This window comes from Schaedlerella sp. (genome assembly GCF_056796775.1).
On the sequence record NZ_JBQIKP010000046.1, the window covers coordinates 1 to 12,612 of the forward strand.

The 12,612-nt window shown below is 53.1% G+C and carries 12 protein-coding genes and 1 other RNA gene; 12 read left to right on the forward strand and 1 reads right to left on the reverse strand.

Annotated elements, in window-relative coordinates; all coding sequences use genetic code 11:
* Positions 1-236: 236 nt before the first annotated feature.
* Positions 237-417: non-coding RNA, 6S RNA (ssrS, locus tag ACTOY7_RS17055), on the forward strand.
* 181 nt (positions 418-598) lie between these two features.
* Entirely contained in the window at positions 599-1,453 is an 855-nt protein-coding gene (locus ACTOY7_RS17060; protein ID WP_160282011.1) for a YihY/virulence factor BrkB family protein, read from the forward strand.
* A 143-nt stretch (positions 1,454-1,596) separates the two neighbouring features.
* Here ACTOY7_RS17060 and ACTOY7_RS17065 read toward each other — a convergent pair whose 3' ends face one another.
* Complete coding sequence (locus ACTOY7_RS17065; RefSeq protein ID WP_160282010.1) at positions 1,597-2,229, reverse strand: hypothetical protein; 633 nt, start codon at positions 2,227-2,229, stop codon at positions 1,597-1,599.
* A 223-nt stretch (positions 2,230-2,452) separates the two neighbouring features.
* On the opposite strand from ACTOY7_RS17065, the gene ACTOY7_RS17070 reads away from it, so the two are divergent.
* The 10 genes from ACTOY7_RS17070 (at position 2,453) to ACTOY7_RS17115 (ending at position 12,589) form a co-directional block, all read left to right on the forward strand.
* Positions 2,453-3,514, forward strand: coding sequence for a beta-ketoacyl-ACP synthase III (locus ACTOY7_RS17070; protein ID WP_160282009.1), 1,062 nt, complete (start codon positions 2,453-2,455; stop codon positions 3,512-3,514).
* 161 nt (positions 3,515-3,675) lie between these two features.
* On the forward strand, positions 3,676-3,900 hold the full coding sequence (gene acpP / locus ACTOY7_RS17075; RefSeq protein WP_160282008.1) for an acyl carrier protein: 225 nt from the start codon (positions 3,676-3,678) through the stop codon (positions 3,898-3,900).
* Positions 3,901-4,001: 101 nt separating this feature from the next.
* Complete coding sequence (gene fabK, locus ACTOY7_RS17080) at positions 4,002-4,925, forward strand: enoyl-[acyl-carrier-protein] reductase FabK (RefSeq protein ID WP_482671319.1); 924 nt, start codon at positions 4,002-4,004, stop codon at positions 4,923-4,925.
* 58 nt (positions 4,926-4,983) lie between these two features.
* Positions 4,984-5,901 carry an ACP S-malonyltransferase gene (gene fabD, locus ACTOY7_RS17085; RefSeq protein ID WP_160282006.1) on the forward strand — a complete coding sequence of 306 codons (918 nt, stop codon included), beginning with the start codon at positions 4,984-4,986 and terminating at the stop codon, positions 5,899-5,901.
* A gap of 26 nt (positions 5,902-5,927) precedes the next feature.
* Positions 5,928-6,698 (forward strand): 3-oxoacyl-[acyl-carrier-protein] reductase, encoded by a 771-nt coding sequence (fabG, locus tag ACTOY7_RS17090; protein ID WP_160282005.1) that lies wholly within the window; start codon positions 5,928-5,930, stop codon positions 6,696-6,698.
* 414 nt (positions 6,699-7,112) lie between these two features.
* Entirely contained in the window at positions 7,113-8,354 is a 1,242-nt protein-coding gene (gene fabF / locus ACTOY7_RS17095; protein WP_160282004.1) for a beta-ketoacyl-ACP synthase II, read from the forward strand.
* 65 nt (positions 8,355-8,419) lie between these two features.
* Entirely contained in the window at positions 8,420-8,902 is a 483-nt protein-coding gene (accB, locus tag ACTOY7_RS17100; RefSeq protein ID WP_394682721.1) for an acetyl-CoA carboxylase biotin carboxyl carrier protein, read from the forward strand.
* A gap of 55 nt (positions 8,903-8,957) precedes the next feature.
* Positions 8,958-9,386 carry a 3-hydroxyacyl-ACP dehydratase FabZ gene (gene fabZ, locus ACTOY7_RS17105; RefSeq protein ID WP_160282002.1) on the forward strand — a complete coding sequence of 143 codons (429 nt, stop codon included), beginning with the start codon at positions 8,958-8,960 and terminating at the stop codon, positions 9,384-9,386.
* A 9-nt stretch (positions 9,387-9,395) separates the two neighbouring features.
* Positions 9,396-10,739 (forward strand): acetyl-CoA carboxylase biotin carboxylase subunit, encoded by a 1,344-nt coding sequence (locus ACTOY7_RS17110; RefSeq protein WP_482671320.1) that lies wholly within the window; start codon positions 9,396-9,398, stop codon positions 10,737-10,739.
* A 95-nt stretch (positions 10,740-10,834) separates the two neighbouring features.
* Positions 10,835-12,589, forward strand: a complete 1,755-nt coding sequence (locus tag ACTOY7_RS17115) for an acetyl-CoA carboxylase carboxyltransferase subunit alpha (protein WP_482671321.1) — start codon at positions 10,835-10,837, stop codon at positions 12,587-12,589.
* The last annotated feature ends 23 nt before the right edge of the window (positions 12,590-12,612 follow it).

The following is a 12,612-nucleotide window of genomic DNA, read 5'->3' on the forward strand; positions in this document are numbered from 1 at the left end:
CAGCACATACAACATAAAAATAGGGAAAATTTGACAAAAAAATAAGCCTAAAATAAGGCTTTAAGAAGTTTTTGGGTAATGGGAAGTGTCGAACTCCCGGGTTCGCGTCCGCAAACTGGATTTTTGGAAAAAATTGATTTTTTAACCATGGATCCTCAGGATTCCTGTAAGAATTTCTGAGGATAGTAGTTGTATTTTTTCTGCAAATAGGTTATAATACTCTCAGATAAGAAAAGTACTACCTGGAATGTTCGATACCCCTGTAATTTTGAACCTACAAAACTTTAAACGGGATTCTTATATTTCTGTAATATGTCAGGCCTCCGTTCAGCAGTGGAAGACAAAAAAGCAGATGCGGTTGCCCACCTAGCCAGTGGCTAGGAGTCAAAATACAGGGAACGGCATTTTGGGGATATACGACAATCCGACAAAACGCGTCGTTGACGCGTTTTGCTGGATTATACAAGGAAAAAAGGCGGCTGCGATACAGCTGCCTCTTTTTAAGTATACCGTACCTGTTCAGGACCTTCACTATCCTGTGTTGAGCAGTTATAGTATACCCGCTTTCGAACAAGAATAAGCAGATCAGAGGTGTTTTATGAAGGAGAATCAAAAAGGGATCATCGGGAGAGCGCTGAATGTGATGAAGCAGTTCCGTTCCCACCATACCGGAGCTTACGCGGCGCAGGCGGCATACTTTTTTGTATTATCTCTGATCCCGATCATTATCCTGCTGCTGACACTGGTACAGTTTACACCGGTTACGCAGGAGGATGTCATGCATGCGGTGCTGCAGGTATTTCCTTCTTCGGTGGAGGGACTGATCGCCATGCTTGTGACGCAGGTCTATAACCAGTCCGGCTCGATCATTCCGTTTACTATATTGGTGGCGCTGTGGTCCGCGGGGAAGGGCGTGCTCTCCATGACCTCCGGTCTGAACTGCGTTTACGAAAATCCAGAGACTCGGAATTATATTTTTCTAAGGATCCGGGCCTCTGCTTACACGGTGATCTTTATACTGGCGATCGTGCTTTCCCTGCTGCTTTCTGTGTTTGGGAACAGTATCAGTCTGCTCATCAATGAGCATGTGCCGCTGCTGCGGCATGTGACGGATTTTATCATCCGGATTCGGACGCTTTTGATCCTGGGGGTGCTGACGGTATTCTGGGATCTGGTATATAAGTATCTGCCGAACCGGAAGGATGGGATCAAGACGACCATGAAGAAGCAGCTTCCGGGAGCGGTGTTTACGGCCTGCGGATGGCAGATGATCTCGTTCGTATTTTCCATCTATCTGGATGTATTTACGGGATTTTCCACGATGTATGGAAGTTTGACGACGATCATATTGATCCTGCTGTGGTTCTACATGTGTATGTATGTGATCCTGCTGGGTGGGGAGATCAATGCGCTGTTGGAAACGTATGAAGAGCAGGGCGGTCCCGTGGGCTGAGACTTACGGTATGTAAAGGAACCGCGGCGTTCGCCTGATGATAAGATACAATATGAAAAAAAGAAAACTGCCATAAGAATCGGAGAATTCAAATGGCAGTTGCTAAGCTCTTTGGAGAATCCAACCGGGTTCTGAGCGCTTCCCTATAGAACCGCGGAGTACATTGCGGCATCCAGCGCGGCCAGATCGTCCTCATCAATCGTCTGGATTCCGTCGCTGTCCGGCTGGATGTGTACCGTCACGGTTTGCGGCTCACCGTATTCCGGAGCCTCCAGCTTGGAGGACATCAGCTCGTACATCTTCTGGTATACCAATTGCTCCAGCTCTTCGTCGGTCATTGTCTGAGCGTTTTCTGTTTCCAGAAACGGGGGCAGTTCCTGCTCCAGATCGTTGAACATGAGGAAAGGCTCTACAGTTACTTCTACGGTGAATCCGTCGCCGTCTTCTTTGGCTTCCCCTACTTCATATTTGCTGATACTCAGGATATCCGCAAATAATTGGCGGTATTGGTCCTGCAGATCAGAGCCGACGGAGGATGCCACGATTCCGCTGGCCTCCATATTGGTATCCAATCCCGTCTGATACAGTTCTTCCGCTTCTTCCCGCGTACTTTTTGTAAATTCCATATAGGTATCAAACTCGGCCTTGTAGCATGCGTCTAATGCGGATTTTACATAATCCGGCGCGTTTTCCGTAGTCAGTTTTTTTCCACATCCGCCAAGCAGCATGGAAAAACAGACCGCCATTGCGATCATCAGTGAGATCCTCTTTTTCATTTCCTGGTTCCTCCCATTAAATAATAATTTTATTTTCAAGGATACAATATCACAAATATTATGGGCGTTCAAGGAGTATTTATGATTGCGTTAGAGTCTCGTTCGAGGCTTTTTTCATTTTGGGTATTGACAAGTGTCATATATGCGTATATACTTTGATGATCAAAACATTTTAAAATAAAATAATTTGAACTAAAAGATATTTGAAAAATGGAGAAGACAGATGAGAGGAAAGATATGCGGAACCGGCTCCTGCGTGCCGGGTCATATTCTGGACAATGATGCTTTATCTCAGATGGTAGACACCAGCGATGCCTGGATCCGGGAGCGGACGGGAGTGGCAAGGAGGCATATCATTGAGGAAGAGACAACGGTATCCATGGCGGCGGAGGCCGCAAGGCGGGCATTGGAGAATGGAAATGTACAGCCCGAAGAGATTGATCTGTTGATCGTGTGTACATTTACCTCGGAAGTGCTGCTTCCCTGCGCGGCCTGTGAAGTGCAGAAGGAGCTGGGAGCGGTCCACGCGGCCTGCTTCGACCTGAACGCGGCCTGCACTGGATTTTTGTTTGCGTATAATACGGCACAGGCGTATATCGCGGCAGGCTTATGCAGGACAGCCCTGCTGATCGGTTCCGAAAGCCTGTCCAATATGGTGAACTGGAAGGATCGGGGGACCTGTATCCTGTTCGGAGACGGCGCCGGGGCTGCCGTGCTGAGAGCGGAGCCGGGAGAGCTTCCTTCTCCGGTAATGCATTCAGACGGGGCGGCAGGACCTGCGCTGACCCTGATGAGCCGCCACCGGAAGGGCTGGGCTGAGGAAAAAAATGCGGGACAGAAGCCGGCCGCTTCCCTGGCAGGCCAGGATCCGCAGGGGAATATGGCGGAAGTCCTCCCTATACAATCACATGTTGACCAGGCATCCATCCATCCGGAAGAGTTTATCCGCATGGATGGACGGGAGGTCTTCCGCTTTGCGGTAAAAAGGGTCCCGGAGGTCATCCGGGAGCTGCTGGATAGCAGTGGAATGGGGCCGGAGGAAATCGACTATTTTGTACTGCATCAGGCAAACAGGCGGATCGTGGAATCCGTGGCAAAGCGTCTGGATGCAGAGATAGAAAAATTTCCTATGAACCTGGAGGAGTACGGCAATACATCCTCGGCAAGCATTCCGATCCTGCTGGATGAAATGAACCGGGACGGAAGGCTGAAATCGGGACAGACCATTGTACTGGCCGGATTTGGGGCAGGATTGTCCTGGGGGGCAGCTATATTGAAGTGGTAGCTGTCTGCTGCACAGGAGATTGGGATCAGGACAATCCGAAAGAAAAGGACAGCCCATACCAGAGTCATGCCGGCATGGCACTATAGGCCAATGCTTTCATGAAGATAAATGAACTATGAAAATAAAAATCAGAAATGGAATCAGGAAAGGAAAGAAAAATCATGTTGGAAGAAATCAAGGAATTAGTAGCTGAGACACTGGGAACAAACGTAGAGGACCTGACGGAGGAAACTTCTTTTTCAGACGATCTGAACGCGGATTCACTGGATCTGTTTGAGATGGTCATGGAGCTGGAGGATAAGTTTGAGGTGAAGATTCCGACAGAAGATCTGGAACAGATTAAGACCATCGGCGATGTAAAGGCTTATATTGAAGAGCATAAATAAATACTGAGAGAGATAAGCGGAAATCGTAACTGTTCAGTGCGGGACAGACGCAGACAGAAATCGCTGTTCGGTGCAGGAATAAGGAAAAAGAGGTTTTAGCGATGAAGACAAGACTGACAGAACTTTTAGGAACAGAATATCCGATCATCCAGGGCGGTATGGCATGGGTTGCGGAGCATCATCTGGCCGCCGGTGTGTCTGAGGCAGGCGGACTGGGGTTGATTGGGGCGGCAAGCGCCCCCGGTGAGTGGGTGCGGGAGCAGGTGCGCAAAGCAAAAGCGCTGACCGGGAAGCCCTTCGGCGTGAATATTATGCTGATGAGCCCCTATGCGGATGAGGTAGCGAATATCATTGTAGAGGAAGGCGTGCAGGTCGTGACGACCGGCGCGGGATCCCCGGAAAAGTATATGAGCATGTGGAAAGAAGCCGGAGTCAAGGTGATCCCGGTTGTGGCTTCCGTAGCTCTGGCACGGCGGATGGAGCGCTGCGGCGCGGACGCGGTGGTGGCGGAAGGCATGGAAGCCGGCGGCCACATCGGAGAGAGTACGACCATGGCACTGGTTCCCCAGGTGGCGGACGCGGTGGAGATCCCGGTCGTGGCGGCAGGAGGAATTGCCGACGGCAGAGGGATTGCGGCTGCGTTTATGCTGGGGGCCCAGGGCGTGCAGATGGGAACCTGCTTTGTAGTGACCAAAGAATCCCAGGTTCATGAAAATTATAAGAAATGCATCATCAAGGCAAAGGATATTGATACCCGCGTGACCGGGCGTTCCACAGGACATCCGGTACGCGCGATTCGAAATCAGATGACCAGGGAATACCTCCGCAGAGAGCAGGAGGGCGCTTCCTTTGAGGAACTGGAAAAGCTGACCCTGGGCGGCCTCCGCAAGGCGGTGGTAGAAGGGGACGTGGTGAGCGGAAGCGTCATGTCCGGGCAGATCGCCGGGCTGGTGAAGGAAGAGCTGAGCTGCGAGGAGCTGATCCAAAAGCTGATGCGGGAGACGGAAGCGCTGCTTGGAAAATAACAGGGCATCCGATCCATATGCAAAGCAGATTGGTTACAGATTCAGGAGGAATTTAAGAATGAGTGGAAGTACAGGAAAAACGGCGTGGATCTTTCCGGGCCAGGGGGCGCAAAAGTGCGGCATGGGAAAGGACTTTTATGAGAAGAGTACAGCTGCGAGACAGATTTATGATGAAGCATCCCGGCTGCTGGGATTGGATATGGCGGCCTTGTGTTTTGAGGAAAATGAACGGCTGGACCAGACAGAATATACTCAGGCAGCTCTTGTGACCACCTGTCTGGCAATGGCTGAGGCGCTAAGAGATGTCCTTCCGGCGCCGGATGTGACGGCAGGCTTGAGCCTGGGAGAATACTGCGCCATTGCGGCGGCCGGCGGGATGCGGATCGAGGATGCCGTTACCACCGTGAGGAAGCGGGGCATCTTCATGCAGAACGCGGTTCCGGATGGACAAGGCGCCATGTCGGCGGTACTTGGGCTGACCGGGGAACAGATCGAGGCTGCGATCGCCGGACTGGAAGGCGTTTATATCGCCAACTATAACTGTCCGGGGCAGATCGTCATCACAGGCTTTGCGCAGGGTGTGGAAAAAGCATCGGAGGTCCTTCTGGAAGCGGGGGCAAAACGGGTGCTGCCATTGAAGGTCAGTGGTCCGTTCCATTCGCCGATGATGAAGGAAGCCGGGGAGAAGCTGGAACAGGTTCTTCAGGAGATCGAGCTGTCGCCTCTTCGGATTCCCTACGTGACCAATGTGACGGCGGAATATGTGAAGGAGATTGGTGACACAAGGAAGCTCTTGAAGGAGCAGGTGGCATCCTCCGTGCGCTGGCAGCAGAGCATGGAGCGGATGATCGCGGACGGCGTGACGACCTTTATCGAGATCGGGCCGGGCAGGACGCTGGCAGGATTCTTAAAAAAGATCAGCCGGGATGCGAAGGTCATCAATATCGCGGCCTGGGAGGATCAGGAAAAACTGTGAGACAGAGACAGGATGGTGCAGGATTTATGCAGAATAAAAACAAAAATGAAAACGGGCGCCTGGCAGGTCAGACGGCCGTAGTCACCGGGGCGTCCCGTGGGATCGGCAGGGCGATTGCCCTTAAGCTCGCGTCGGAAGGCGCTTCGGTGGTGATCAATTACCAGGGCTCTAAGGAACGGGCAGAGGCAGTCAAAGCAGAGATCGAGGAACAGGGAGGAACCGCATATTTGTATCAGTGCAATGTGGCGGACTTCGGGGCCTGTGAGGAATTTTTGAAAGCGGTGACAGAGCAGACCGGACGGCTGGATATTTTGGTGAACAACGCGGGGATTACCCGGGACGGATTGCTGATGCGGATGAGCGAAGAGGATTATGACGCGGTATTGAATACGAACCTGAAAGGGACCTTTCATTGTATCCGGTTTGCGTCCAGGCAGATGTTGAAGCAGAAAAGCGGTAGGATCATCAATATTTCTTCGGTTTCCGGCGTGCTGGGAAATGCAGGGCAGGCCAATTATTCCGCATCCAAGGCCGGGATCATCGGACTGACCAAATCTGCGGCCAGGGAGCTTGCCAGCCGGGGAATCACGGTCAATGCGATCGCGCCGGGATTTGTCAACACGGAAATGACGGAAGGCCTTTCCGAAAAAGTAAAGGAAGGCGCGGTGGCGCAGATTCCTCTGGGCAGATTCGGAGAGCCGGAGGATATCGCGGAGGCAGCTCTCTTTCTGGCATCTGAGAGCGCCAGATATATGACCGGGCAGGTGCTCCATGTAGACGGCGGTATGGCGATGTAAAATTTTTCCACCTGTACGGTTGCAATCCGAAATCACATTTTTATGCAATTTATTGCAATGAAAATGCGACTTCGGATTAGCAGCCTACCTCATGAATGAGTAAAATGTGACTGCATTAGCAGGCACAAAAGTGCGAAGCACGGATTTTACGAATGAATGAGGTGGGTTGGATGCTCAAAGAGCATCCAACCGTACAGGTGGAAATTTTCCCGGCTGTGCGGTTGCGGTTCGACAGGTCATTTTCATGCAGTTTATTGCAATGGAAATGACCTGTCGAATCAGCAACTCACTTATTAATGAGCAAAAAGCTGCTGCGCCAGCAGACGCGAGAGTGCGTTAGCATGGTTTTGGCGAATGGATAAGTGGCTGAATGAGTCAGTTGGAAAAAGTTCTGTAATGATAAAGGAGAAGGCAATGAAAAGAAGAGTAGCAGTAACCGGACTGGGAGCGGTGACTCCCATCGGGAATACGGTAGAAGAATTCTGGAACGGCATCAGAGAGGGCAGGGTCGGGATCGGCCCGATCACAAAATTCGACGCGTCCGGATATGAAGTAAGGATCGCGGCAGAGGTCAAGGGCTTTGCGGCAAAAGAACGGCTGGATTTTAAATCCGCAAAGCGGATGGAGCTTTTTTCACAGTATGCGGTTGCTGCGGCTAAGGAAGCCTTTGCGGATGCGGGGATCGACCTGGCACAGGAGGATCCGTACCGCGCCGGAGTGATCATCGGTTCCGGGATCGGCAGCCTGAAAACGGTGGAGGATAACTACACCCGGATCGTGGAAAAAGGCCCTTCCCGGGTGAATCCGCTGATGGTGCCCATGATGATCTCCAACATGGCGGCAGGAAATGTGTCGATCCAGCTTGGGCTGAAGGGAAAATGTACGAATGTAGTGACGGCATGCGCGACCGGGACCAACTGCATCGGAGACGCGCTTAGGGCCATCCAGTACGGCGACGCGGATATCATGCTGGCAGGCGGTACGGAAAGCTGTATCTGCCCCACCGGGGTAGCAGGCTTTACCGGTCTGACGGCGCTGTCGAAAACCGAGGATCCGCTCCGCGCGTCGATTCCATTTGATAAGGATAGAAATGGATTCGTCCTGGGCGAGGGCGCCGGGATCGTGGTGCTCGAAGAGCTGGAGCACGCGAAACGCCGCGGCGCGCATATCTATGCGGAGCTGGCGGGATACGGCTGCACAGGGGATGCTTATCACATCACTTCCCCTGCGGAGGACGGCGAAGGCGCGGGCACGGCGATGAAGCTGGCGATGCAGGAGGCCGGGGTGTCTCCTGAGGAGGTGGACTACATCAATGCCCACGGGACCAGTACCTTTTACAATGACCTGTATGAGACCCGGGCCATCAAGTACGCTATGGGAGAGGCAGCGCACCAGACAGTCGTCAACTCTACCAAATCCATGATCGGGCATCTGCTGGGCGCGGCCGGGGGCGTGGAGTTTGTAGTCTGCGTGAAGACCATGCAGGATGGTTTCATCCACCAGACCGTGGGAACGTCAGAGGCAGGCGAGGAATGCGACCTGAATTACGCGGTCGGAGCGCCGGTGGAGAAGGAAGTAAACATCTGTATGACCAATTCCCTCGGATTCGGCGGCCATAATGCCACGCTGGTCTTGAAAAAATACAGCGAAATGTAGAAGCCGATCTGCCTGCGGAGCAGCTCTGTAGGCAAAGGCATGGATAGAATATGAGGTGACAAATCATGAAGTTTGAACAGGTATTGCAATTGGTAGACGCTGTATCCGTCTCGTCTCTGACGGAATTCAAGTATGAAGAGGGCGGAGTCAAGATTTCCATGAAAAAAGCGGCAGAAGGAACCGTGGATCTGACAGCGGTTCCTTCCGGCAGACCGGAACCTGCTGTGAGAACAGAAAAGGAGCCTGCAGTCCCTGCTGCTGAAACAGAAGTAAAAGAGGCGGCTCCGGCGGGGAGTTCGGCTGAGGAGGAAGCGGGGCAGACCGTAACCTCTCCCCTGGTAGGAACATTTTATGCGGCTCCCGCAGAGGACTCCGCGCCTTATGTAAAGGTAGGGGACTGGGTGGAAAAAGGACAGGTGCTGGCAATCGTGGAGGCCATGAAGCTGATGAACGAGATTGAAAGTGAGTTCAGCGGAGAGGTCGTGAAGATCCTGGCGGAGAACGGTATGGCTGTGGAATACGGGCAGCCGCTGTTCGTGATCAGGTAGGAATGCATCGGTCCCTAAGGAAGATGCAGGAGCAAGAGAAGGGAAGAGGAAGAATATGAACAGTCTGGATACAAAGCAGATCATGGAGATCATCCCGCACAGGCATCCGTTTCTGCTGGTGGATCAAATTGAAGATTACGAGCCGGGGCAGTACGCCGTCGGTTATAAATGTGTCACATACCGGGAGGATTTTTTCGCGGGGCATTTTCCGGGAGAGCCGGTTATGCCGGGCGTGCTGATCGTGGAAGCGCTGGCTCAGGTGGGTGCGGTGGCAATCTTGAGCATGCCGGAGCATAAAGGCAAGATCGCGTTTTTCGGAGGCATTCAGAAATGTCGGTTCAAGGGGATGGTACGTCCCGGGGATAAGCTGAGACTGGAGACGAAGATCATCAAACAAAGAGGCCCATACGGTGTTGGAGACGCGGTGGCGACGGTGGACGGCAAGGTGGTTGCCAGCGCGGAGCTTACATTTATGGTAGGGTAAGGAGAGACTATGACAGGAAAAGTATTGATTGCCAACCGGGGAGAGATCGCAGTGCGGATCATCCGCGCGTGCCGGGAAATGGGGATTGAAACGGTGGCGGTGTTTTCGGAAGCGGACCGGGAGGCGCTGCATACCCAGCTTGCGGATGAAGCCATCTGTATCGGTCCCGCTCCATCAGCAGCAAGCTATCTGAGCATGGAGCAGATCATCAGCGCTACCATTGTTTCCGGGGCGGACGCAATTCATCCGGGTTTTGGGTTCCTTTCGGAAAACAGCCGGTTTGCCGAATTGTGCGAACAATGTAATATTACATTTATCGGGCCCAGGTCTGAGACCATCCGGAAGCTGGGAAATAAGCAGGAAGCCCGAAATACCATGATCGCCGCAGGCGTGCCGGTGGTGCCGGGCAGTACGGAGCCGCTTACGGACGCGAAAGCGGGGGCGGAGCTCGCGCGGGAGATCGGTTATCCGGTGATCGTGAAGGCAGCCCTTGGAGGCGGCGGCAAGGGAATGCGTGTGGCTGAGACTCCGGAGGAATTTGAGGCCAGCTTCAAAACCGCCCAGAAAGAGGCGCAGATGGCATTCGGGGACGGAACCATGTACCTGGAGCATTATGTACAGCATCCCCGTCACATTGAATTTCAGATTCTGGCGGATCAATATGGAAATACGATTCATCTGGGCGAGCGGGACTGCTCAGTCCAGAGAAACCACCAGAAGATGATCGAGGAAGCGCCTTCCGCGGCTCTGTCTGAGGAACTTCGCGCGCGGATGGGGGAAGCCGCGGTGAGGGCGGCAAAGGCGGCAGGCTATACCAACGCCGGAACGGTAGAGTTTTTACTGGAGAAAAACAATCAGTTTTATTTTATGGAAATGAATACTCGAATCCAGGTGGAGCATCCGGTGACGGAGTGGGTCACCGGGATTGACCTGGTGAAGGAGCAGATCCGGATTGCGGACGGCAGGCGGTTAAGCTACACCCAACAGGATGTGCGGATCACCGGCCATGCCATAGAATGCCGGATCAACGCGGAGGATCCAGAGAAGAACTTCCGTCCGTCTCCGGGAACCATCACGGATATGTATCTTCCCGGCGGAAAAGGCGTGCGGATTGATGCCGCGATCTATTCCGGATATACGGTGCCGCCTTATTATGACTCCATGCTTGCCAAGCTGATTGTTCATGCTAAGAACCGGAAGGAAGCGATTCGAAAAATGCGCAGCGCATTGGGCGAGGTGATCATTGAAGGGATTGATACCAATGTGGATTATCAGTATGAGATCCTGCACCATCCGGATTTTGTGTCAGGGGATATTGATATTGAATTTATAGAAAAAATGGGCCGCAGGTAAGAGACTGCTGTGACAGATCCGGATTTCAGAGGAACAGCTGATATGTGACAAGGGGCTGCAAACGGCAGGCAGGTGGATTGTGAGGAAAATGACGGATGAAGCTTCAAAATATGTTTAAGAAAACAAACAGACGGAACCGGAATGCGTTCGGTGAGTCCCGTCCGGAGGTTCCGGAGGGGCTTCTCCGAAAATGTAATAAATGCGGGGCGGCGATCATTGCGGAGGAGGTACGGGAGGGAAACTATATCTGCCCGAAATGCCAGGGGTATTTTCGAGTGCATGCCCGCCGAAGGATTGAGATGATCGCGGACCCGGATACCTTTGAGGAGTGGGATGAAGAGCTTGTGACCTGCAACCCGCTGCAGTTCCGGGGATATGAAGAAAAGGTGGCGGCGCTGCAGGAAAAGACAGGTCTGAGAGAAGCTGTTGTGACAGGCAGGGCCGAGATTGGCGGTGAGCCTGCGGTGATCGGTGTCTGCGACGGACGATTTCTGATGGCAAGCATGGGAGAAGCCGTGGGGGAAAAGATCACCCGGGCTGTAGAGCGCGCCACGAAGGAAAAGCTTCCGGTAATTCTGTTTGCCTGCTCCGGCGGCGCCAGGATGCAGGAGGGGATCATTTCCCTGATGCAGATGGCAAAGACCTCTGCTGCCTTGAAACGGCACAGCGACGCGGGACAGCTCTATATTTCCGTGCTGACGGATCCAACCACAGGAGGCGTGACCGCCAGCTTTGCCATGCTGGGGGATATCATCCTCGCGGAGCCCAATGCTCTCATCGGGTTTGCGGGACCGAGGGTGATCGAGCAGACCATCGGGGAGAAGCTTCCGAAGGGATTTCAGCGGTCGGAGTTTCTTTTAGAGCATGGCTTCATTGACCGGATCGTGGGCCGGGAAGAGCAGAAAGCGGTGCTTGCGCAGATCCTGAGAATGCATCATAAGAATGAAACGGCAGCGGGCAGTGAGAACAAGGCTGTTATCGCGGGACATAGCAGAGGGCCGCAGAATCTGGAAAACCGGGAAGATCACGCAGAGGGAAATCCGCAAATGCAGGTTCTGGAAAAGCAGGCATGTCCTGCATGGGAGAGTGTGCAGATTTCCCGAAAGAAAGGCCGACCTGTGGGAATTGACTACATCTCCCATCTGTTCACGGACTTTATGGAACTGCACGGCGATCGGTATTATAAGGATGATCCGGCGGTTGTCGGAGGGCTGGCATATTTTCAGGGGATCCCTGTGACCGTGATCGCGCAGGCCAAGGGGAAGTCTACCAAAGAAAATGTGGAGCGCAATTTCGGAATGCCTTCCCCGGACGGATACCGTAAGTCACTGCGCCTTATGAAGCAGGCAGAGAAATTTTACCGTCCGGTGATTTGCTTTGTGGATACGCCCGGGGCATTCTGCGGTCTGGAAGCGGAGGAACGGGGACAGGGGGAAGCGATTGCCAAGAACCTGTTTGAGCTCTCGGCTCTGAAAACCCCGATCCTTTCCATTATTATCGGAGAGGGCGGCAGCGGCGGGGCGCTTGCCATGGCTGTGGCGGATGAGGTCTGGATGCTGGAAAATTCCATTTATTCCATCCTTTCGCCGGAAGGCTTCGCAAGTATTCTGTGGAAGGACAGCAAACGTGCGGATGAGGCGGCAGAGGTCATGAAACTGACTGCGTCGGACCTGAAAAATATGGGGATCATTGAGCAGATCATTCCGGAGCCTGCGGATTATACGGAAGGCAGCATGGATTCAGTGTGCGAGACGATAAAGCCGGGGATTGCGGGCTTTTTGGAAAGATATTGCGGGATGGAAACGGGGGAACTGACCGCGAAGCGGTATGGAAGATTCCGTAAGATGTAAAGCTTTGGGGAAGGAAAGGAGAC